The following is an 18,047-nucleotide window of genomic DNA, read 5'->3' on the forward strand; positions in this document are numbered from 1 at the left end:
CAGCGGTTGACTCCTGGCAAGCATCTTTATTGCAATGCTAACGATCCTGCTAACGGGCGCTACGTGCGCACACAAGGCCACTCGTACAAGCTCGCAGATTTCCGTATTGGCAATGCCGTAAGGCTTATGCAGGTTGTTATTCGCGCCACGGCCAAACAAAACGCACCCGATGAAGCCATCGCCTTCCCACACGCCAATCCTTGCCAAGGGGGGCATTGGCATTGAATGGCTGTAATGCCAGTGCATCACCGCGTACTTGGCGGCTTCGTAGCTGCACCAGTCCAGGCGCAACGTCGGCTTATTTAGGGATGAACTCATGGCCGCACTCCGGACACGTCACCGGCTTTTTCTGATCAAGCCGCCCCTGTTCATCCTCACCAACGGGCTGAAAGTCTGGCACAATGGCGTCGGCGGCTCCGCTCATCAGCGTGCTAATCTCTTCCCCCGTAAACATCCCCGCCATGTCAAAGCCCTCTTCGAGCAGGGCGGCGATGGCTTGCGGGTCAAAGTCGCTCAGGTCTGAGGCGCGGTTATCGGCCAGGGCAAGGCGCGTCTTTTGCTCCGGCGTCAGCCCCACGCGTCGCACGGCGATGATCTTGTTGCCGTCCGACTCTACAATCTGGAGGTCTTCCAGCCCCACCTGGCCCGCCGCCTCTACCACGCCGTTGCCAGCGAGAATGACGTTGTTCTCGTCAATGACAATGGAGCGCGCCGCCCCTACCTTTTGCAGCGAGTCGGCGATAACGCCGATATTGCGCGGGTTGTGCCTGCGCGCGTTCTTGGGGTCGTGTTTCAGATCCGCAATCGTGTTGGTCAATTCAACCCGTCCCTGGTATGCGCATATCTCTCAAGGATATGCTCTACCCGCGCCGTCCATTGGCGGTACAGTTCTAGCGCCTGCTCTAGCGCGTCGGCGTCTAGCTCGTCAACCAGGCCATCCATCAATATGGCGATCACGCCGTTCGCGGCGGCGAGGGCCATAGCCAGGCGGTCAGTGTCAGTCATGGTTGCAGCTTCGCTCGGCGCGCTATGTACAAATGGGCGTCAACACAATCAAGCCCGGAAGCGTATGCCTCGTCAGCAGCTTCTTCCGGGTCAACAGAATCCTCTCGGTATAGCCGTTCCACGCTGGCCATGCGCGCCTCTTGGCGGCGCTCGCTGTCACAATCGCGCACAAACTGGCGCAACCACGGGGGCCACGTCTCGCGTGGGGTATTCATCCACTTGATGAGACCATAGTCCCTGGCGCAGGTGTGGCAGAAATAGGCCGTGCCGGTTATTCGCTTTCCACAAGTTCCGCAACGCAATAACGTATCCTCCTACTCCGTTATTGCTTTTCGGAGCACTTTTTGACGTGTTCACTGACACGAGTTTGCGAGCGTCCGCCTGGCGGCATCAAGTTGTTCCTGCACCGTGGTTCTGGCAATGCCTTCGATCTGGGCAATCTCCTCTTGCGTGTACCCCTGCACCCAAAGCGAAATGACGCGCCGCTGTTTCTCAGTCAGGCGCGCCATTGCTGCGGCGAGGTCAATCACCGCGTCCATTTGGTCGCGTTGCACTCGCCCTCCTTATGCTCTTGCACGAGCCTGAGATCGGCGACGAGTTGCGCCAGCGGCGCCAAACGCATTCCCTCATGCCAAGCCAAAAAGTCCTGCAGCGCATCGAATATTCTGCGGATGTTCGCCGCCGTTTCTACTGCGGCAGCCCAGGAATTCTGTTGCACGCTCGCCTCCTACTCAATCTTACCAGAGACAGCAAAAAACGTGGCCCGCATCACGCCCTCTACCACCACATCTAGGATAGCCAGCATGACGCGCCAGGCCGTGCGGAAGAGGATTCTGGAAATGTCTTCCCAGCACATAGTCACCTCCCCACCTTACGCAATACGGTGTATGCAAAACGGGGGCGTCAACGCGACGCCCCCTTGTGCATTCCCCCTCATTCTGCCATGCTCCCCAGCCTATCCTCGGCACAGAACTGACAGAATCCGCCGATCAGGCGATGTGGCGGCACAAGGCGCTTGCACCCCTTGCATGGCCGCCAGTTGCCAGCGGTGTTATCCAGGCGTGCCCCCGCGTCAGCGAGAGCATCCTCGATAGTGTCGCCATGCCCCTCGATTCCTTCCAGTAGCGGCCCGTGCTGGTGCCCAGGCTCCGGCGAGTATTCCACGGCGATGGACACATAGACGGTGCGTACCTCCGGGATGTGCACATCCTGCCACGATGCGTCCACCCCGCACAGCGTGACATTCCCGTTAGTATACTGGCCCATTGACGCCCCCTCGGTAAAAAGCGGAATCACCACAACACCATGCGCTTAATGCGCACGAACAGCGCCCGCAGTGCGGCGGCGAGAGTGAGGTCAGTCATCCCACCGCCTCCACCAGCGCCGCGCACACGGCGCGGCAAAAGTCTCCCTCACCACTCGCCGCATTAAAGTATTCTCCATCCCACACTGTCATATTGATGAGCCACATGGGGCCGTCAACAAGGGCGATCTGTTCTAAAATAACATCACCTCGCGCGCAGAACGTTTCCAGCGCCCGCACCGCCTGGGCGGGGTCGGTGAGGGGATGCCAGTCGGCCAGGACACATTCGCCCTCGCCATCGGCATGCGCCCAGCCCCGACGTTGGCTCAAATGCCATACGCTATCTGTCTCATGCCACCCCATCACCTTCGTGGCGATGAGCGCGTTGATCTTGGCGTCAGTGTGCGTCATGGCGTCGCCTCGCGTTCTGCCAGCGCCTTTTGCAGCGCGGCGCGGGCGGTGGGGGCGTGCTTGTAGCCCGCGATGAAACTTCCCTCGCTATCCCATTCGGCGGCGATCTCACCGCATTCTTCCGCGTATAGGCTGGCCCAGCGATTCGGCTCTTGGCAAAACGCAAAGTACGCCGCTGCCAGTTCGTCCGTTGACCTCGCCTCCTCGTCCGTGGGGGCGTAGCGGGCAAGCGCGGCCTGCACCCGAGCAAGCTGCGCCTCCAGGGAGGCGATGCGCTTTTCGGCGCAATCAGGGCATAGCCCGTGCACAGCTACCCAACTATCAAATCTAGTTATCCCACACTCCTCGCAAAAAACCGTATGATCACGTTTGCTCATCCTCTCACCTCCCCACCCGTCTTCTCAACTCATCCAGCCTAAGCGCAAGCACCTTTTCCGCCTCTCCCTCCGCCAATAGTGCGGCCACTTGTTCAGCTGTCCTATCGTCAGCGTACTCGCGTCTCATCTCTCCGAATCGTAAGACCAAGGCTTCCGGGCGGCTGAAGTGTATCCCCGCGTGGCGTTCCGCCCCCAAGGGGCCGCGATCCAGCGTAAGGACGTACGCGTTGTCGCGGTGCTCCAAACATAGTCGGCTACCCTCAGGCAGATGAGCGAGCACCGTAGATAGAGCACTCGCCGCTTCCGCCTCGCAGAGTGGCGCAAAAAATGCTGCCAGCGCGCGCTCATTGTCGTCATTCATTCTCTCGCCTCCCCACTGTCGCACGTCACGCTCGGTGGCCGGGGCAACGGGTCGCCGGTATGCGGCTCGCTCCATACTGGCGTAGCAGGGGGCCAATCCGACGGGCCGCGATCCGTGGGGATAACCACCGGCGCAGGATAAACCGGGGGATAGGGTGTTGTCGGCGCTTGCTGCCCCGGCTCGGGGTGCGCGGCGCGCCAGGCGGCGAGAGCGGCTAACAAGGCCGCGCCGGTGGCGTCGTCATCAATCCATTCATTTGCATTGCCGCGCCGCCCAAATACCCAACCGCCATGCTTCTGCTGGCACAGCGTTACCGTATCCAAGTCCACGTAAAGCCGAGCCTCTTTAGCGATAAAGTACCTCTCTGCCATCTCTCTCCCTTCTACCTTTCCAACGTCCGCATAAGTCCCCTTGTTCGCCCTACACTCCACGCAACATCGGCGCGGGTTGTGGCAGTTACACATGGCCATCGCTCTTCTTTACAACCGCTCAGTCTCCGTATCGAGTCTCGACATTAGTTCTTCCCTCTCCACAAAGGACACCTCCCTAGTCATAGCAAAATCGTGAAGAGTCTGTTGTACCTGAGGGCGATCGGATTTCAAGGAAAATGTCTTGCGTTGCCCCGGCTCCTTGATAGTGAAGGAAACCAATTCTTCATTGAAAAACAAGGCGTCAATCCAATGATTATTGATGCGACACAAGGAAACCTCAGTAATGGCTTCACTAAGCAGGGCTAGTCGTATTCGCATCTCTCTCCTTTACCCCTTTGTCCCCTCGCGTTCAACCAGTATTGCCCCGCACACTTGACACTTCCAATGCCGCACTATCGTTTCGTGCCTGGCCGTGGTATAGGCCGGATCGTCGCCAGTGATACCGGCAAACTCTTGCCGCGTTTCGCCCTGACAGGAATAGCAATGATGCAGGCGCGTGCGGGTTGGGGCATTCGTTGCAGATGTGTCTATGTAAAAGTAAAGCATTTCTCTCCCTTCTACTTCGTCGGCGTACTCGGCGGCGCGCTTACTGTCCCGTCCTCGTACAGCACGTAGCCCTCCTGTACGCCGTGCCCACAACAGGCACCCGTTACCCCTGATATGTGGCCCAGGCAAGCGTCCTCGCCATCAGGTAAACGATAGCACCCACAACGCGGACATAGACGCGGTGACTCCGCGTCAACGAGGTTGCCTGTATCGGCGTAATGCGCCTGGTAGGTGCTATCGTAGTACACCTCGTGGCCATACTCATAGGTGGGAACTTTCGCACCCGTCTTGATGTCGCGCCAAATTAGGGCTACATCATCCCAAACAGCACGAGGAATACCGTCTACCCCACAGTCGGTCGCAACCATATTTCCTCCTACTTTGCCGGCGTCGCCGGCGGCCTAGTCTCCGGCCACTGTACCCCTGCCGCCGCCTCGATCACGAATACCTGATCGGTGCTCTTGCCGTCCGGCGAGTTGGTGCAGACGGCTACCACGCCGATGCCAAAGCGGACGCATCTAAACCCATAGCCCCGCGTCCACACCTCAAACGGCGTAGAGGTAGCCCACTCGCGTAAGTGCGTGTAGCCGATCTGCCAGGCGCGCTCCTTTTCCATGCTCGCCAGGGATAGCCCCTTCGCCGGCCAGGGCTGGGCCATACTTGCGTCGTAGATAGCGCGTCGTAGCGCATCATAGTCCTGGGCTGTGCCCAGCGCCTTGTCGCGCCAGAACCAGCGCGGCGACTGCGCGTACTCCGGCGAGGTAGCCGCAACCGCCGCCACAAACACGCCCCCGCTTCCCTCGCCCAGTGGCGTAGGCAGCGGCACGGTGGGCAACACGATCGGCAAGCCCGTGGGCACGACGACGGGCTTATCCCAGGGGTGGGGCGTGGCCGTCACCGTGGGCGCGCCGTGCGCAGACTGCGGCGTGGGGCAGGGTGGGCACGGTGGTGTAGTGCGGCACGTGTAAAAGCCGAGGATGAATAGCATCACCCCCGCGAAAGCAAAACACCACAGCCAGAGATGATCACGCGCCCAGGCCCTTAGTGTCATCGCCCCACCTCCTCGCACGTGCACACCCGCGTCGGTGTCGCGCAGGGCAGCCCCTCGACGCAGCCGCCGCGTATATCCACCACGCCCCATGCCAGGGCCACAACAACCAGGATAACCAGGATGATGATGTACTCCCTTGTGCTCATAGCTGCGCCTCCTCTCCCGCCCGCTCGTTCCAGCGGCGCAGGGCCTCGGCTTCAGCCCACGTCCTGTTATGCGCTTTCATCTCTCGCCAAAAGACACGAGGCCCTCTCGCCCCGCATTCGGGCCGACAGCACTCTACAAAAAACTGTCTGCGAACGTCATTGATAAATGTGTCCGGGAACCCACAGAACGGGCACGGCTTGGGCGTCGCGTTGTCGGTCATGCGCTCACCGCCTTTCCGCGCATCGCATTATCCCGCAACCAGGCCAGGCATTGATGCAAGTCGTCAGACGAGGGCACGCCCAGCGCGTCAACTGTAGCACGCACCTCCTCCACAAGCGCCTGGTACGCGCTCTCCGCGTTGCGCAGGCGCGCCGTCTTTGCCTCGCCGTCGGCGGTGACACGGGCAAGCTCGGCGCGCTCTGAAAACCGTGCCAGCGATATTCTGGTGCACTTTTCCACACAAGCCTCAAGCCGCGCCTTCGTCGCCTCGTGCGCGGTTTGCTCTTTGCCCCACGCCTCATCAAGCGCGCTAGCCTGCAGGTGGGCCTTAACGTAATCGCCTCCTACCATGCGCCGCTCTTGGCGTTCCCATTCAAGAGCCGCCCGCGTCGCCTCGTGCGCGGCGCGCTCCGCAGCCAAATCTGCCTCGCACTTTGCCAGCGCGCTATCGCTATCCATCTGCGCGTACTCGATGTGATAGAGGCGGCGCAACTCTGCGTCAAGATCAACGGGGCCTTCAACCCCATACAGGATTGCCATCATAATGCCCTGCACACGCCGCTCGATCTCGGTGTCCCTCTCCGTGTCCGTATCACTCATCCTTTTCCTCCCTTTGTTCCGCCCCTCACCAATGCTACAAAAAGCACCACCCCGATCAGCCACGGCAAGGCCACCGCGATAACCCAGCCCCACCAGGCCATGGATGCCTCCTATTCCACTGTCGCGCCCCGAATGAGCGCACCCAGATAGCCCAGGAGCATACTCACAAAAAGCAGCGGATTCGCGCTGATAAAGGCGCGCCCCGCCTCCGTGTTATAGGCTATCCACACCAGGGACAGATTGACGCCGAACACGATCCACAGAAAGTGACGTAACCACCTCATAGACGCGCCCCCCTTTCCAGAATCTCATAGCGCCCTGCCCCGCCGTCTAGAGGCACCACACCGCGTCGTCACGCACGGCGTAGAGCGTGGGGCGGTGGGCGGAATCGAACCCCCAAACGGTGGTCGTCACTACCTAGGCCTGGGCACCGCGCGCTGCGAGTTTCGTGCCCTCACCGCCCATATCGGGGCGGGTTCGCATCCCCCGATGTCCCCCGCCCCATGTCCTGTTCTTGGGGCGCTTGCGCGCCTGGCGATTTCGTCCGTTTGCCCGCTGCCGGGCCAGGCGTTGCGGGCCACGTGCTTGGCTCCCCTGGGTGTCCCCAGGGCCGCTATGTCAGCGCCGTTGTATTTAGGGTACGTATGTTCGGAGCCGGGGAGCCATACTCCCCTGTGAGCCTTTGGCAAGGCGGCGACGGTTATGCGATTGTTCGCGCCGGAACCACCGGCGGCGGTTGCAACGGCGATGGACACCTATAGGCAGAGCGCCGCACGAAGGTACAGGACGGCGCGGCCATCTTCTATCATCTCACGGGTAAAAAAGAGCGTCCGAAAGTTGCGCAGCACGGCGAGGTTGTTTTTCTCGCAGTCACGGGTGATCCCTCCCCCCGTACTGTGCCCGCCCTTTCGCCAGATACCGCCCTGCACCTCATAGAGGATGCGCGCATCCAGGTAGGCCCCATCCCAGCGGTATTGTCTGCCCGGCACGGCCCGGTACTCTGTCACCGGCTCCGGCAGCCCGGCGGCGCGGATTTGTAGCAGCAGCGCAGCCTCTAGCTCAGAAGGCGTCATCCTCTCACCTCCGGCATAAGCCGCGCGTGCTCTCGCAACCACTCCTCAGCCATCGCAAACGCGGCGGCGCAGTAAATCTCATAGGTCGTGGTGGGAGGCTGTCCATTCCATACCCACTCGCGCGTGCGTTCCCACACCGCGCCGCGCTTGAACCCCGCTTCATAGGCCGCGCGTAGGGCCGCCTCAAGCTCAGCCCCGCGCTCCTTGCCGTCGTCGGTCATCACTCCTCCCAGTTCCGCAGCGTGTAATGCCCCGCGATGTGGGCGATGGTTGTTTCGCCGGTTTGCCCCTGCGTGTTTTTCGCTACCACCGCCGTGAGCAGTTGCCGTGAACCGCGCGCTAGGATGCCCTCGTTGGGGTTCTTGCGGTGCAGGATCACCACCTGGTTGGCCTTTTCCTCCAGCTCGCCGGTGTTGCGAATATCCTCCGCTGTCGGCGGTTCGTTGCGATTGCCGAACGCGCTCTTGCGCACCTGGCTTCCCAGCACCATCGGCAGGCCCGTCACCTCCGCGCACGTTTTTAGCGTTTCCACCACCCCGCCCCAGAGCTGCGCACTGTTGAGACCGGCCTTGTTGGTTTCTGGCAGCATGACCTTTTGCAGATAGTCCACCACGACCAAGCCCAGCCCTAGCTCGGCGTGGAGGCGCTGTACGTCCGCGACGATCCAGTCTGCGCCCTTGCCGGGGCAATGCACGTAGGTCATGTTGGCGAACCATCCCCGCGTGCGGTCTATGGCCGCGTCCACCTCCGGGCCGTGGTAGCCGTTGCGCAGCTCGTACAGCGACACCCCGCTGTGCCGACAGATCATGCGGTCGAGCATGTCCTGCCCCTGCTGTTCGAGGTGGTAGTAGGCGACGCGGTGGCCGTGCATGGCGTTGTACTCCGCTAGTTGCTCGCAATACATCGTTTTGCCCACGCTGGATCGCGCGACGATGGCGTGTAGCTTGCCCGGCGCTATGTCGCCTAGCATGGCGTCCAGGTTGGCCAGGCCCGTTTTCACCTGCGCGTGTGGATTGTTGGCCAGATCCTCCTCGCGCCGCTGTTGGTTAACCAGGTACTCGGTAAGCACCTCATCCGAGCCGTAAATGTGCGAGCGCGTGCCCACCGTTTTGACCGCCCCCGCAAACACCCGCCCCGCCTCAGCATAGAGCGAGGCGATCTCGCCCTCGTGGTTGTAGGCCAGCCCGGTGATTTCCGCGCAAGCGCGAATCAGCTCGCGTTGCCGCGCCGCGTCTCGCACCATCCCCGCGTAGTGCGCCACGTGAATCGCCGTGGGCGTCTTTTCGATGGTGGCCGTGAGTATCGCGCTTCCCCCCACGTGCTCCAGGATGGTGCGCCCATCCCCATTGCGACGCGCTGCCAGCGCGTCGGCCACCGTCACGATGTCCACCGGCCTCAGCGACATGGCCAGCTCTTGCATCACCTCGTACACCACGCCCCAGGCGGGGCTGTAGAAATCCGAGGGCTGCAACCCTACCTCGCGCGCGCGCAGGATAGCGTCGTGATCAATCAGGCACGAGCCAATCACGGCTTCCTCTGCCTCAATGCTATGCGGTTCATGGCGATCCGCTGCTGCTCGTGCCATTGCTGATGACAACCCTTTCGCGCTTGCCGGTGAACACATCCGTTTCCCAGCCTACAATCGGTTCGCTCGCTTTCGGCGGCGGCTTCTCCGCCGCTGGCAGCGGCCCGTTGCGTTTGCCCGGCATCCGCCCCTCGCGCTTGCAGTTCTCGCACACTTTTTTCACGTAGGGCAATGACGCCCCTGCTTTGGAGGCCACCGCCTCATCCAGCGCGGCCATCACCAGGGCCATCCCGAAGGTGTCCGCCAGTTCACCCCACTGCTCAGCGAGGCGCGGATTCAGCAATACCCCGGCATGTTCAATCGCCGCGAAAAGGGGGCCGGTGTTCTCGCTTGCGCCAGTGATCCGGTTTTCGTTTTCGCGCGCGAGCGCTGTAGTAGTCTCAGTAAGGTTAAGGTTAAGGTTAAGGTTAGGGGCGTCCACAGTGGGGGGTAAGGTGGCCTCTCCACCTGGACTATCCACCTGGGGTTTCCAGTTGGATTCTTGGTAGACGCCCTTGATGGTAGCCCTCACGCGGTCAGTCCAGTTGTCAGGCGCAGCCCACTTGGATGGGCGCGCCCATTGCAGGGGCTGGTGCTCCCACCAGTTGCGCAGTTGCACCAGCCTCTTGCCCTCTTTGGCGTAGCGGACGATCTTGGCGTCTGTGGCGAACCCAGCGAGAACGCGCTCGATGTCCGAGCAGGGGATGTCTTTGTAGGGGAAGAGCGCGGCGCGAATGAGCGCGGGATTGTCCAGCAATCGCCCCTGGTCATCGGCACAGCGAGCGAATAGCCCTATCCACACCTGTTGGTCGAAAAAGTCGAGCTGTCCATACCATTCATCGGCAAAGATGTTGCTGTCAATCCTGCGCCCCTCAGCCATTGGCTACACCCCCAGGTACTTGTCTAGCTCAGCGACGGCCCGCTCGTACTCACTGCGATCCCGGCGCATCCCCACACGCTTGTAGATCAGCGCCTTGCCCTTGGCGTAGCGCACCATGCGCTGGGCGTCGTTCGCCGTGGGCATAACGCCGTTTGCCGCGAAAAGCTCTTGCCAACTCAGATACTTGCCCACACGCATGGTGCTCCTTTCAGAACGGCGCTGGATAGGCGGGAACCGGCGTGGCCACGTACTTGGCGTAGAGGAAGCGCGCCGTGCGCATCAACTCGTACTCGTCCTGTCCCTCGGCCACGGCGACGCGATACTGGTAGGCGGCCTCGGTGGATACGCGCAGGCGATCATGACAGAGTAGGCACGTCTGCGGCTCGCCGTCCTCGTCCAGATACTCGGATACCATCCCCGATGCGCAGCGGGGGCACGGGCGCATGGTGTTGCTCATTTCGCCGCCTCCTGGCCCTGGGTGGTGCGCTTGCGGTCAGCGATGTCCGTGGCACGCTGCATGGCCTCAATGGGGCCATAGGTCGCCAACTCGAACTTGTCGGCGTCAATGCCGTCGAGCATCTGCTCTTTGTCCAGCAGCAGCATCTCGCAGTGCGCCCTGTACCCTTCCACGTTGATGTACTTGTCACCCTCTTTGGTCTTCCACGCCTTCACCGCTTCCGGCGTGGCCTTGTTGCTGCGCGACTTGGGCGGTTCTACTACCTCGCCGGTCTCCGTAACCGTCACGGTGTGCGCCGTGGGGATGGTCTCAATTTCCGATTCGTCCAACATGCCCAGCCCCACGATGCTCAGGGTCACGCGCCGCTTCGCTTTGGTTTCCGCTTTCATCAACGCATTGGCAAGAGAATCGCCCTTGAGGTTGCCCGTGCACACCGCGCCGATAGATTCGTCCTGGCGTCCACCCGGCAATACCGCTTTGGCCGTGACGACATAGAGGTCGTCCACCTTTTCGCGGGCGGTGATGCTGACGTTGACGTTATGCACGCGCCGCAGTTGGTCGGTGCAGTTCTTGTAGGCGTAGAGCACGAGCTTGCCGTTGAGTTGGATGTACCCAAAAGGCTGCGTGAGTGGGTTGAGGCCCATACTCTGGCAGACGGCCACATAGTGCTCGACGCGCTGTGCCGGGTTAAGGCCGGCGAGATCGCCGCCGATGATCACCTTTTCCAGCGAAGAGGAAACCGAAACGGGGATAACCTGACTCTCCATTGACACTCCTTCCCTTTCATGGTACAATGGGGCGTGATCTTTCGCGCCCCTTTCGTGGTGGCGCTCTGCTAGTCCCACCTAGCAGAGCGCCCTTCGTTATGCCGTTACCGTCTCGTAATGCTCCATCGCCTTGCTAATGGCCTTGCCCACCAGGTCGGCGGCCCGCTCATTGAGCATGATTTGCGGCTGATTCTCCAAGTCCTGCACGCGCTTTTCCAAGCTTGCCACCTTCGCTTGCAACCTTTCGATCGTCTCGTACAAATCGTCGTTCATCTCTCTAGCCTCCTATGATCCTGCCCATCAGGTCGGCGAACAGTTCCGGTGCCACGGCCACGATGCTACAGAGAATCAGCAGCACGATCATCCACCAGCGCGGCAGTTCTACCTCGTCCATCTCACCACCCCGCCTTGATCAGCACCCCTACCAGGAACAGCGCCAGAGCCACCGCCCCCACGGTCATCGCCACCACCTCCGCCCATTCCGGGGGGCCGGCGCGCCGAGAGATGTCACGCAGTTTCATGGTCGTTCCCCTTGCTCTCTGCTAGCGCCTTCGCAATGGCCTTTCTGCCGCCACTCCCCATGCCGGGTACAAGTACTTCCTCGACTACAACCATGCCCATGAATGCGCGCCACTCTGTATAGTTCCAGTAGTGGATGACGAATGGGCTAAAGGTGTCCCGTGCCGCGTAGCAAGTTAGCCGATAGATACGCGCCTGGTGAGGCGTCAGTGGCTCAGGAAACAAGTGCGTAAAGTGGATATAGAAGGCCAGGGCTGCGGATGATGCGTCCCACTCCTCTTTGGTCATCTTTCCTCCTTGTGTCGGTACGGATATGCCGTCAGCGCGCCCGCGCTGCGCTGGCATTCTCTGGCGTTGGCTCTGGCTCGCTCCAGGTGCTCGCGGGCTGGCCCTGGCAGCGGGTAGCGCAGTGCATCGTCAATGGCTGCGCAACAGAGACCGGCGTAACTGGCGGGCAGCTCGTAGAGACTGAGCTGCCTATCGTCCCTTGTGTGCCATGCTCATCACCTCCCCTCAACAGCATCCGCCACGCGGCAACCAGGGCGGCGTGCGTCGGTGTGCTAGCCATTGCCCTTGGCCTCCTCCACTAACCCCATCGCGCGCATCCCACTGGCCAGCACCTCGCGGTACATCGCTGCGTAGGATACCCCGCGCCGATCCGCCTCGGCGTTAATGCGCTCGCGCATCTCTGCCGTCACATTGACCGGGATGGTGTGCGGCCAGCGCCGTCTCAAGTTTCCCACTGATTCACCTCCAGTTTGCAACTGATTCTCGCTCGAACAGTCACAGTATAGCACACCCCCGGCGCATTGTCAATAGGCAATTGTAGGAATTTTAGTCACAGACTGGAAACTATATGCTATACTGATTGTGACGTAGTCGGCGATTGAACGGGGGAATGACTATGGCGAGTTTTGGGGAATGGCTCACGGAGCGTATGGCACATGCGGGGCTGGGGCAAACTGACTTGGCGAATATGCTGGGGATACGTTCGCAGTCAGTTTGGCAATGGATGCATGACGTGGCTAAGCCTACCAGGGAAAACACGAAGGCTTTGGCGCGGGCGTTACGGCTGCCCGCACCGGATGTCTTTCAGGCGTTGGGTGTCCCTATGCCTTACCGACGTGGAGATGATCCCGAATTGGATGCGGCGTTGGCGTTATTCGAGGCGTTACATCCAGAAGCACGGGCGGCAGCCCTTGCGATGATGCGAGGGCTGCTAGTTGACCGTGAATCTGCCGACGTTCATCCTCCGATAGCGCAAGCCAAAGAACCGTAAACTCGTCCGTTTCCGCACTTTGCATCGTTGCGCTCCTTGCGTAATTGTTCCCGCGCACCTCACTCATTATAGGAGCGTTACTATCGTCCTGTCAATACACAAGTTTTCACTGTAGTGAGTTGGGATAGGTTGGGATAACAGGGAGGCCAGAATGCCCAAAGGCGGATGCCGCGATTGTTCCCGTTGCACTGAGACCGGCGCGCAGGGGTGTCTCGCCATGCCCTGGCGCATCGTCTGGGCAATCTGCTTCTCGTGGTGGGCTGGCGCGTTTACGAAGAAGTGCCCCCAGTGCGGCCACCCCATACGTAACCATCACCGCCGCAAAGACGGGAGTTTCCAGGATTGACCATGCGTGCCGTCATCGTCGCCGCCGTCTCTACCGGCGCTCAGGCCAGTGAAGAGCGTTACAGCATCCCCCAGCAGCTCGACCTCTGCCGGGGGATGTGCGCGCAACGCGCCTGGCAGGTGGTCGGTGAGATCACCATCGCCGGTCATTCCCGCGCTTACAACTGGCTCGACGAGTTGTGTGCAGATTGTGCCGAATATGGTAACCTCTTGCGCACTATCCGCGCCGATGCCACCGACCTGGTAGTGTGCCGTGACTATGATCGCCTCTGGCGCACCGACGCCCTGCGCGCACAGCTGATGGCCGTGTGCCGTGAGCACCGCGTGCAAATCTACGCCCTGAATCAGCCCGTCGAACCTGTTGACCCCGCGCTCCTGGCGCACAGCTCCGACAGCAGCCTCATCATCACCGCCGTGTCGGGCGTGGTGAGCCAGCTTGAGAACGAATCGCGCAAGCGCCGCACCATGGCCGGCCTGCGTGGACGTGTTGCGCGGGGCCTGCCTCCGGGCGCGGCCAAGCCCCGTTACGGCTACGCTCGCGTAGACAAGCACCTCGTCGTCAACGAGGCCGAGGCCCGCTGGGTGCGCTGGATACACGAGCGCTACGCCGAGGGCCAGGGCGCGCCGGCGCTGACCTTTGCCCTCAACGATATGGGTATCCCCGGCCCCACCGGGGGACGTTGGCATCGTGATACGGTGCGGCACATCATCGCTCATCCCGTCTACGCCGGCATGGTGCGCTATGGCGATATTCTGACCAAAGGGCAGCACGAAGCCATTGTCAGCCCGGAACTGTGGCAACGTTGCCACGACGCGCAGCAGCGCCGCCATGTGCCCCAAATGCGCAACCCCGCCTACATCCTCTCTGGACTGGTACGTTGCGGCTATTGCGGCGGCGCGCTCACCTACGCCACGCCCCACCACGGTATAGCCATTCTGCGTTGCGCCACCTACGCTCACTGGGGCGGGCGACAGTGCCAGGTCAACAGCATCCGCGCCGTGGAGCTGGAGGGCTATGTGCTCTACCAGGTCAAAGCAGCGTTGGATAACCCTCTCGCCTTTGCCGAGGCCCAGCGAGTGGATAAACGTGTAGACGAAAGCGCAGAACTGGCGACATATCAGGCCGCATATGTCGCCAACGCCGACAAGTGGGCGCGCTGGGATCGCCTCTACGAGGCCGGGGGCATTGACGCCAACGAGCTGTTGACGCACCGCGCCGAAATCCAGGCCGCGCAGCAAGCGCTACAGGCGCGGATCACCGCCATTGAGAGCATAGCACAACGCGAGGCCAGCCGCCACAACCGCCTGGTGGAGCTGGCCTCTACTCTGGATACCCTGGACACGTTGCCGCCGGAGCGTCTATCCCAGTTATATCGCCTCCTCATTGCCCGCGTGATCGTGCACCGCGCCTATCCGCCCTGCATCGAATGGTTGTAACCGTGGCAGGCTCTTGTTGTTGTGCATAGCGCGGTTATCCGCCCATACTGGCCACGGGCACATACCCGCCGCTGGCGATGACGCCGCGCCAATACGTGCAGTCCCCCTGGGTGCACTCCGAGCCGCCGAAGCACGTCACCTCGATAAGCGCGCCGGCCGCGTTGCGCCGGAATATCGCGCCGCCACACATCCCGCTCACCTCCACCAACGCGAGGTGTTGCTGATAGCGCGCGCTGTAGTACCAGCGGCAGTTGCCGCGCACGATCTCGGCGTTGATCACGCTGGCGGGTAGCGTCCCCGCCTCGTGCTTGCTGACGTGCGCCGAAGGCACGGCGTCCACCGCCCCCAGCCACGGCGTAGCCACCACGAAGGCCAGCAGGATGGCCAGGCCCAGCGCGGGCACAACAAAGTTGTTGTTATGAGGCCGGGCTTGCGCTATCATCCCCCACCTCCTCCGGGAATGGCACCTCCCAGTATCGCCACCACACCGCCATGCCATGCGGCATCCAACGGTCGGGGTTGTCGTGGTCGCGGAACATGCCGTCGTAGTTGCACATCACCAGAGTGTTCCGATAGGTGATGACTACGCAGAGACGCCCCTCGTCAGGCTCACCCTCGCTTACCCTGCGCCAGCCGTGGTCACTCATCCTCTGGCCCCCTTTCGATGGCCTCGCGCACCTCTGCCGCCGTGGGCATGGTGGCGTAGCCCCACATCATTTCGGAAATCACGTCGGCGGGCGCACGCCCGGCCTGTTCGCAGCGCAACAGAAACGCGGGGCTGTATGTTTGCCGATACCACGCGATGCACTCTCTCACCGCCGCCGATAGTGACCCCACCGGCATGGCCTCCAGATAGGCCGCGTCCTCCGGCGTCAGGTACACCGCCACCCGTTGTGTGCGCCCCTCGCGTGGGGGCGCGCCTGCGTTGCTTTTCATCTCTGTACCTCCTGTTGTGGGGCCGGTGGCTGTCCCGGCCCGGTGTGTGCGCTACTTGAGCATTCCCATCAACTTGGCGATATGGCCGCGATAGAAGTCAAGCATGTCCTTGTCCTGCAAATCCTCAGAGTAACCAAGTTCCTTTTCCATCTTCCGCTGGCACTCATCAATCGCCTGCTCGACCCTGCGGCGCTGCTCGCTCGTCAGCTTGGTTTCCATCTCTGTGCCTCCTGTGTGTCTCTGCGTTCGTGTTCTATGACCCCATTATAGCATATGCTATGCTATTTGTCAATAGGTTTAGGGGACAATTTCTAAAACTCGTTTTTCCCAAAACACCACCGCCGTCAGGCGTGCACCTGACGGCGGCTGAACTCGCTCACCGAGGCGAGCGAGGCGCTATCACGTGGCGCGCACCGCTGTAGAGAGCGTACTCTCTCAGGCCAGCACGCGCCACGCGGGAGGGAGGGCCTACCCCCGGAGGAGGAGGCCGGGAGTAGGCTACTTTGACGGCGTGGCGCTCAGGTACTTCTCGCCGTGAATGAGCTGCCCCACGCCCGACGCGACCAGGGCTACCGCCACCGCGCCCTCCACCCAGGCGCGCCAGCCCACCGGCGTCGGCGTGTAAAGCATGGCGATCCCTGCCAGCCACGCTAGAATGCCCAGCGCGGCGGCCACCAGGTACGCGGCCACGCGCCGCGCTCGCGGGGAGAGCGTCGCAAACCAGGCCACGTTCTCTACCAGCCAGAACGAGGCCAGCCCCGCGCCGACCGTTGAAATCCACAACAAGGCGTCTTTCAACTGCATTTCATCCTCCCATCAAATGTGCTCTCACGTCCACCGCCCTCGCATAGGGCGTTATGGCCAGCTCTACCCAACCCGTCGGCGCGCGGCGCAGGTCTTTGCGCTCTGCGTACTCCATCTCCCCGCACAGCGCCGGGATGCTCACCAGGTGCATGGTCACCGCTCTTACCTTCCCGCCCTCTGGCCGCAACTTGGCGACGGGGTGGTGCTCATAGCGATGTAGGTGCCCCATGATCACCGCGCTCACGCCGTCTACCTGGTCAGCCAGGCGGGTCAGCGCCGCCGTCGGCGCGGTTTCCGCGCGCCCCCCGCCAGAGCCGTGGCTGGCGAAAAGGGGCCACGTCCAGGAGCCGCCGCCGTTGCGCTCGAACTTCCAGGTAATCATGCCGCGATGGTCGAGGCGGTGCTCGTCGTCACTCGCCAGGCCCTCCACAATGCGGCTGTACACGTCGCACTCGCTGTGTTGCAGGATGCTCGCCTCATGGTTGCCCTCGCACAGCCCGACACACTTGCCCGCGATAGGCCGCGTGTAGTCCAGGAATCTATCCGCCTCGGTGCGCGCAATATCGCGCATCTCTTCCCGCCCGAACAGCCACCCCGCCAGGGCGTCAGTGGAAAAGCGGGGATCGTGGCGATTGATACACTCGCAGTAATCGCCCAGACCCAGCCAGTAAGCCCGTGGGTCATCCGCGATGCCCTGGCAGACTGCTTTCAGCGTCTTTTCGTCGCTCGCCACGTTGCCCAGGTGCGTGTCGCCAATCACCACCAGGCGGAACGTGTCCGAGGCCGAGGTGTACACCGTGCGGCGGTGGATGAGCCTCACGGTTTGAGCCAACTTCCCACGCCGACAGCCCCCAGCAACGTGGCGAGCACACCCAGAAAAGCATCCCACCGCTTTTCACGGCTGTCTATGCGCTTGACCTCCGCGCCCATTTCGCCTAGCGTTTTCGCGTCGGCAATGCGCTGTTGTTCCAGGGTGAGGATGCGGTCGCGCTGTGCTGATTGATCTGCGCATGTCTTCCCCAGCAGGTCGGCGAGGCGGCCCACCTCGGCGGTGAGGTGGCGGATATCCGTCTGCAAAATAGCGAGCGTCACCCGCCCGTTGCCGTTGTCGTCTGCCATTATTGGGCCGCCTCCATGAGCGGCAAGGGCTGCTGCGCCCGCGCCGTGTTTATGCGCTTTTCTGCGATAGCGTAGTACGTCGGGTCAATCTCGATGCCGCAAAAACTGCGCCCCGTCTGCGCGCAGGCCACGCCCGTGGTGCCACTGCCCATGAACGGGTCGATCACTGTTCCGGAGGGTGGGCAAGACGCCTCAATAAGCCGATTCGGTATCTCAACAGGGAACGGGCACGGATGATCACCATGCGCGGGCGCTATGCGCCATACCCCCATCATCTTATTCATTTCATCATTCCAGTATCGCCGCTTCCCGAATGCCCATATCATCTCATATGACGGGGCAAACCGCTTACAGTTTAGCGCCATGCTCCCACCACGATCCCATACCACCTCGGCGTAGATTGGGAAAGGTAAAAA

At 61.7% G+C, this 18,047-nt stretch carries 35 protein-coding genes; 2 read left to right on the plus strand and 33 right to left on the minus strand.

Going from position 1 to position 18,047, the window contains the following annotated elements; genetic code table 11:
• Positions 1-298: 298 nt before the first annotated feature.
• The 25 genes from WC683_08090 to WC683_08210 all read right to left on the minus strand — a co-directional run bounded on the left by WC683_08090 (position 299) and on the right by WC683_08210 (position 12,454).
• On the minus strand, positions 299-817 hold the full coding sequence (locus WC683_08090; GenBank protein MFA4972561.1) for a hypothetical protein: 519 nt from the start codon (positions 815-817) through the stop codon (positions 299-301).
• Positions 814-1,005 (minus strand): hypothetical protein, encoded by a 192-nt coding sequence (locus tag WC683_08095; protein MFA4972562.1) that lies wholly within the window; start codon positions 1,003-1,005, stop codon positions 814-816. The genes WC683_08090 and WC683_08095 overlap by 4 nt, the downstream gene beginning before the upstream one ends.
• Positions 1,006-1,358: 353 nt before the next feature.
• Positions 1,359-1,559, minus strand: coding sequence for a sigma factor-like helix-turn-helix DNA-binding protein (locus WC683_08100; GenBank protein ID MFA4972563.1), 201 nt, complete (start codon positions 1,557-1,559; stop codon positions 1,359-1,361).
• Entirely contained in the window at positions 1,532-1,723 is a 192-nt protein-coding gene (locus WC683_08105) for a hypothetical protein (protein MFA4972564.1), read from the minus strand. The genes WC683_08100 and WC683_08105 overlap by 28 nt, the downstream gene beginning before the upstream one ends.
• Before the next feature lie 215 nt (positions 1,724-1,938).
• The gene (locus tag WC683_08110; GenBank protein MFA4972565.1) at positions 1,939-2,271 is read right to left on the minus strand and encodes a hypothetical protein; all 333 of its coding nucleotides are present in this window, start codon (positions 2,269-2,271) and stop codon (positions 1,939-1,941) included.
• Between the two features lie 94 nt (positions 2,272-2,365).
• Positions 2,366-2,719: a hypothetical protein gene (locus WC683_08115; GenBank protein MFA4972566.1), complete on the minus strand. Its 354-nt coding sequence runs from the start codon at positions 2,717-2,719 to the stop codon at positions 2,366-2,368.
• Positions 2,716-3,096: a hypothetical protein gene (locus WC683_08120; GenBank protein MFA4972567.1), complete on the minus strand. Its 381-nt coding sequence runs from the start codon at positions 3,094-3,096 to the stop codon at positions 2,716-2,718. The genes WC683_08115 and WC683_08120 overlap by 4 nt, the downstream gene beginning before the upstream one ends.
• Before the next feature lie 4 nt (positions 3,097-3,100).
• Positions 3,101-3,457 carry a hypothetical protein gene (locus tag WC683_08125; GenBank protein ID MFA4972568.1) on the minus strand — a complete coding sequence of 119 codons (357 nt, stop codon included), beginning with the start codon at positions 3,455-3,457 and terminating at the stop codon, positions 3,101-3,103.
• Positions 3,454-3,828: a hypothetical protein gene (locus tag WC683_08130; GenBank protein ID MFA4972569.1), complete on the minus strand. Its 375-nt coding sequence runs from the start codon at positions 3,826-3,828 to the stop codon at positions 3,454-3,456. The genes WC683_08125 and WC683_08130 overlap by 4 nt, the downstream gene beginning before the upstream one ends.
• Before the next feature lie 982 nt (positions 3,829-4,810).
• Positions 4,811-5,485 carry a hypothetical protein gene (locus WC683_08135; GenBank protein ID MFA4972570.1) on the minus strand — a complete coding sequence of 225 codons (675 nt, stop codon included), beginning with the start codon at positions 5,483-5,485 and terminating at the stop codon, positions 4,811-4,813.
• The gene (locus WC683_08140) at positions 5,482-5,631 is read right to left on the minus strand and encodes a hypothetical protein (protein MFA4972571.1); all 150 of its coding nucleotides are present in this window, start codon (positions 5,629-5,631) and stop codon (positions 5,482-5,484) included. Before WC683_08140 ends, WC683_08135 begins: the two co-directional genes overlap by 4 nt.
• A 217-nt stretch (positions 5,632-5,848) precedes the next feature.
• The gene (locus tag WC683_08145) at positions 5,849-6,451 is read right to left on the minus strand and encodes a hypothetical protein (protein MFA4972572.1); all 603 of its coding nucleotides are present in this window, start codon (positions 6,449-6,451) and stop codon (positions 5,849-5,851) included.
• A gap of 110 nt (positions 6,452-6,561) precedes the next feature.
• Positions 6,562-6,735, minus strand: coding sequence for a hypothetical protein (locus WC683_08150; GenBank protein MFA4972573.1), 174 nt, complete (start codon positions 6,733-6,735; stop codon positions 6,562-6,564).
• A 471-nt stretch (positions 6,736-7,206) separates the two neighbouring features.
• Positions 7,207-7,524: a hypothetical protein gene (locus tag WC683_08155; GenBank protein ID MFA4972574.1), complete on the minus strand. Its 318-nt coding sequence runs from the start codon at positions 7,522-7,524 to the stop codon at positions 7,207-7,209.
• Positions 7,521-7,745: a hypothetical protein gene (locus WC683_08160; GenBank protein MFA4972575.1), complete on the minus strand. Its 225-nt coding sequence runs from the start codon at positions 7,743-7,745 to the stop codon at positions 7,521-7,523. Before WC683_08160 ends, WC683_08155 begins: the two co-directional genes overlap by 4 nt.
• Complete coding sequence (locus WC683_08165) at positions 7,745-9,148, minus strand: replicative DNA helicase (protein ID MFA4972576.1); 1,404 nt, start codon at positions 9,146-9,148, stop codon at positions 7,745-7,747. Before WC683_08165 ends, WC683_08160 begins: the two co-directional genes overlap by 1 nt.
• Complete coding sequence (locus tag WC683_08170; GenBank protein ID MFA4972577.1) at positions 9,081-9,968, minus strand: hypothetical protein; 888 nt, start codon at positions 9,966-9,968, stop codon at positions 9,081-9,083. Before WC683_08170 ends, WC683_08165 begins: the two co-directional genes overlap by 68 nt.
• A 3-nt stretch (positions 9,969-9,971) precedes the next feature.
• Positions 9,972-10,160 (minus strand): hypothetical protein, encoded by a 189-nt coding sequence (locus WC683_08175; protein ID MFA4972578.1) that lies wholly within the window; start codon positions 10,158-10,160, stop codon positions 9,972-9,974.
• A gap of 16 nt (positions 10,161-10,176) precedes the next feature.
• On the minus strand, positions 10,177-10,425 hold the full coding sequence (locus tag WC683_08180) for a hypothetical protein (GenBank protein MFA4972579.1): 249 nt from the start codon (positions 10,423-10,425) through the stop codon (positions 10,177-10,179).
• Positions 10,422-11,192 carry a hypothetical protein gene (locus tag WC683_08185; GenBank protein MFA4972580.1) on the minus strand — a complete coding sequence of 257 codons (771 nt, stop codon included), beginning with the start codon at positions 11,190-11,192 and terminating at the stop codon, positions 10,422-10,424. The genes WC683_08180 and WC683_08185 overlap by 4 nt, the downstream gene beginning before the upstream one ends.
• A gap of 96 nt (positions 11,193-11,288) precedes the next feature.
• Positions 11,289-11,465 (minus strand): hypothetical protein, encoded by a 177-nt coding sequence (locus WC683_08190; protein MFA4972581.1) that lies wholly within the window; start codon positions 11,463-11,465, stop codon positions 11,289-11,291.
• Positions 11,466-11,587: 122 nt separating this feature from the next.
• Entirely contained in the window at positions 11,588-11,713 is a 126-nt protein-coding gene (locus WC683_08195; protein MFA4972582.1) for a hypothetical protein, read from the minus strand.
• Positions 11,700-11,999: a hypothetical protein gene (locus WC683_08200; GenBank protein MFA4972583.1), complete on the minus strand. Its 300-nt coding sequence runs from the start codon at positions 11,997-11,999 to the stop codon at positions 11,700-11,702. Before WC683_08200 ends, WC683_08195 begins: the two co-directional genes overlap by 14 nt.
• Before the next feature lie 31 nt (positions 12,000-12,030).
• Positions 12,031-12,279 carry a hypothetical protein gene (locus tag WC683_08205; protein ID MFA4972584.1) on the minus strand — a complete coding sequence of 83 codons (249 nt, stop codon included), beginning with the start codon at positions 12,277-12,279 and terminating at the stop codon, positions 12,031-12,033.
• Positions 12,272-12,454 (minus strand): hypothetical protein, encoded by a 183-nt coding sequence (locus WC683_08210; protein ID MFA4972585.1) that lies wholly within the window; start codon positions 12,452-12,454, stop codon positions 12,272-12,274. Before WC683_08210 ends, WC683_08205 begins: the two co-directional genes overlap by 8 nt.
• Before the next feature lie 687 nt (positions 12,455-13,141).
• On the opposite strand from WC683_08210, the gene WC683_08215 reads away from it, so the two are divergent.
• Positions 13,142-13,336, plus strand: coding sequence for a hypothetical protein (locus WC683_08215; protein ID MFA4972586.1), 195 nt, complete (start codon positions 13,142-13,144; stop codon positions 13,334-13,336).
• A 2-nt stretch (positions 13,337-13,338) separates the two neighbouring features.
• The gene (locus WC683_08220) at positions 13,339-14,772 is read left to right on the plus strand and encodes a recombinase family protein (GenBank protein MFA4972587.1); all 1,434 of its coding nucleotides are present in this window, start codon (positions 13,339-13,341) and stop codon (positions 14,770-14,772) included.
• Positions 14,773-14,806: 34 nt separating this feature from the next.
• Here WC683_08220 and WC683_08225 read toward each other — a convergent pair whose 3' ends face one another.
• From WC683_08225 to WC683_08260, 8 genes are all read right to left on the minus strand, one after another.
• Entirely contained in the window at positions 14,807-15,214 is a 408-nt protein-coding gene (locus WC683_08225) for a hypothetical protein (GenBank protein ID MFA4972588.1), read from the minus strand.
• On the minus strand, positions 15,189-15,419 hold the full coding sequence (locus WC683_08230; GenBank protein ID MFA4972589.1) for a hypothetical protein: 231 nt from the start codon (positions 15,417-15,419) through the stop codon (positions 15,189-15,191). The genes WC683_08225 and WC683_08230 overlap by 26 nt, the downstream gene beginning before the upstream one ends.
• Entirely contained in the window at positions 15,412-15,708 is a 297-nt protein-coding gene (locus WC683_08235; GenBank protein ID MFA4972590.1) for a hypothetical protein, read from the minus strand. Before WC683_08235 ends, WC683_08230 begins: the two co-directional genes overlap by 8 nt.
• Positions 15,709-15,759: 51 nt before the next feature.
• A complete protein-coding gene (locus WC683_08240) occupies positions 15,760-15,927 on the minus strand; it encodes a hypothetical protein (GenBank protein ID MFA4972591.1) in 168 nt (55 codons plus the stop codon).
• Positions 15,928-16,206: 279 nt separating this feature from the next.
• Positions 16,207-16,494 carry a hypothetical protein gene (locus WC683_08245; protein MFA4972592.1) on the minus strand — a complete coding sequence of 96 codons (288 nt, stop codon included), beginning with the start codon at positions 16,492-16,494 and terminating at the stop codon, positions 16,207-16,209.
• A gap of 19 nt (positions 16,495-16,513) precedes the next feature.
• A complete protein-coding gene (locus WC683_08250) occupies positions 16,514-17,332 on the minus strand; it encodes a hypothetical protein (protein ID MFA4972593.1) in 819 nt (272 codons plus the stop codon).
• Complete coding sequence (locus WC683_08255) at positions 17,329-17,631, minus strand: hypothetical protein (protein ID MFA4972594.1); 303 nt, start codon at positions 17,629-17,631, stop codon at positions 17,329-17,331. The genes WC683_08250 and WC683_08255 overlap by 4 nt, the downstream gene beginning before the upstream one ends.
• The coding region (locus WC683_08260) for a site-specific DNA-methyltransferase (protein MFA4972595.1) at positions 17,631-18,047 on the minus strand (417 nt) is incomplete at its 5' end. The genes WC683_08260 and WC683_08255, both read right to left, overlap by 1 nt.

The sequence above is a fragment of the bacterium genome, assembly GCA_041648665.1.
In the GTDB taxonomy this organism is placed as follows: Bacteria; UBA10199; UBA10199; order 2-02-FULL-44-16; family JAAZCA01; genus JAFGMW01.

Excerpts from the sequence above, each read along its gene's own strand:
- WC683_08095 (MFA4972562.1), bottom strand. The coding sequence starts at position 1,005 with ATGACTGACACTGACCGCCTGGCTATGGCCCTCGCCGCCGCGAACGGC.
- WC683_08110 (MFA4972565.1), bottom strand. The coding sequence starts at position 2,271 with ATGGGCCAGTATACTAACGGGAATGTCACGCTGTGCGGGGTGGACGCA.
- WC683_08115 (MFA4972566.1), bottom strand. The coding sequence starts at position 2,719 with ATGACGCACACTGACGCCAAGATCAACGCGCTCATCGCCACGAAGGTG.
- WC683_08120 (MFA4972567.1), bottom strand. The coding sequence starts at position 3,096 with ATGAGCAAACGTGATCATACGGTTTTTTGCGAGGAGTGTGGGATAACT.
- WC683_08125 (MFA4972568.1), bottom strand. The coding sequence starts at position 3,457 with ATGAATGACGACAATGAGCGCGCGCTGGCAGCATTTTTTGCGCCACTC.
- WC683_08130 (MFA4972569.1), bottom strand. The coding sequence starts at position 3,828 with ATGGCAGAGAGGTACTTTATCGCTAAAGAGGCTCGGCTTTACGTGGAC.
- WC683_08135 (MFA4972570.1), bottom strand. The coding sequence starts at position 5,485 with ATGACACTAAGGGCCTGGGCGCGTGATCATCTCTGGCTGTGGTGTTTT.
- WC683_08140 (MFA4972571.1), bottom strand. The coding sequence starts at position 5,631 with ATGAGCACAAGGGAGTACATCATCATCCTGGTTATCCTGGTTGTTGTG.
- WC683_08145 (MFA4972572.1), bottom strand. The coding sequence starts at position 6,451 with ATGAGTGATACGGACACGGAGAGGGACACCGAGATCGAGCGGCGTGTG.
- WC683_08150 (MFA4972573.1), bottom strand. The coding sequence starts at position 6,735 with ATGAGGTGGTTACGTCACTTTCTGTGGATCGTGTTCGGCGTCAATCTG.
- WC683_08155 (MFA4972574.1), bottom strand. The coding sequence starts at position 7,524 with ATGACGCCTTCTGAGCTAGAGGCTGCGCTGCTGCTACAAATCCGCGCC.
- WC683_08160 (MFA4972575.1), bottom strand. The coding sequence starts at position 7,745 with ATGACCGACGACGGCAAGGAGCGCGGGGCTGAGCTTGAGGCGGCCCTA.
- WC683_08165 (MFA4972576.1), bottom strand. The coding sequence starts at position 9,148 with ATGTGTTCACCGGCAAGCGCGAAAGGGTTGTCATCAGCAATGGCACGA.
- WC683_08170 (MFA4972577.1), bottom strand. The coding sequence starts at position 9,968 with ATGGCTGAGGGGCGCAGGATTGACAGCAACATCTTTGCCGATGAATGG.
- WC683_08180 (MFA4972579.1), bottom strand. The coding sequence starts at position 10,425 with ATGAGCAACACCATGCGCCCGTGCCCCCGCTGCGCATCGGGGATGGTA.
- WC683_08185 (MFA4972580.1), bottom strand. The coding sequence starts at position 11,192 with ATGGAGAGTCAGGTTATCCCCGTTTCGGTTTCCTCTTCGCTGGAAAAG.
- WC683_08190 (MFA4972581.1), bottom strand. The coding sequence starts at position 11,465 with ATGAACGACGATTTGTACGAGACGATCGAAAGGTTGCAAGCGAAGGTG.
- WC683_08195 (MFA4972582.1), bottom strand. The coding sequence starts at position 11,713 with ATGAAACTGCGTGACATCTCTCGGCGCGCCGGCCCCCCGGAATGGGCG.
- WC683_08200 (MFA4972583.1), bottom strand. The coding sequence starts at position 11,999 with ATGACCAAAGAGGAGTGGGACGCATCATCCGCAGCCCTGGCCTTCTAT.
- WC683_08205 (MFA4972584.1), bottom strand. The coding sequence starts at position 12,279 with ATGGCTAGCACACCGACGCACGCCGCCCTGGTTGCCGCGTGGCGGATG.
- WC683_08215 (MFA4972586.1), top strand. The coding sequence starts at position 13,142 with ATGCCCAAAGGCGGATGCCGCGATTGTTCCCGTTGCACTGAGACCGGC.
- WC683_08220 (MFA4972587.1), top strand. The coding sequence starts at position 13,339 with ATGCGTGCCGTCATCGTCGCCGCCGTCTCTACCGGCGCTCAGGCCAGT.
- WC683_08225 (MFA4972588.1), bottom strand. The coding sequence starts at position 15,214 with ATGATAGCGCAAGCCCGGCCTCATAACAACAACTTTGTTGTGCCCGCG.
- WC683_08230 (MFA4972589.1), bottom strand. The coding sequence starts at position 15,419 with ATGAGTGACCACGGCTGGCGCAGGGTAAGCGAGGGTGAGCCTGACGAG.
- WC683_08235 (MFA4972590.1), bottom strand. The coding sequence starts at position 15,708 with ATGAAAAGCAACGCAGGCGCGCCCCCACGCGAGGGGCGCACACAACGG.
- WC683_08240 (MFA4972591.1), bottom strand. The coding sequence starts at position 15,927 with ATGGAAACCAAGCTGACGAGCGAGCAGCGCCGCAGGGTCGAGCAGGCG.
- WC683_08255 (MFA4972594.1), bottom strand. The coding sequence starts at position 17,631 with ATGGCAGACGACAACGGCAACGGGCGGGTGACGCTCGCTATTTTGCAG.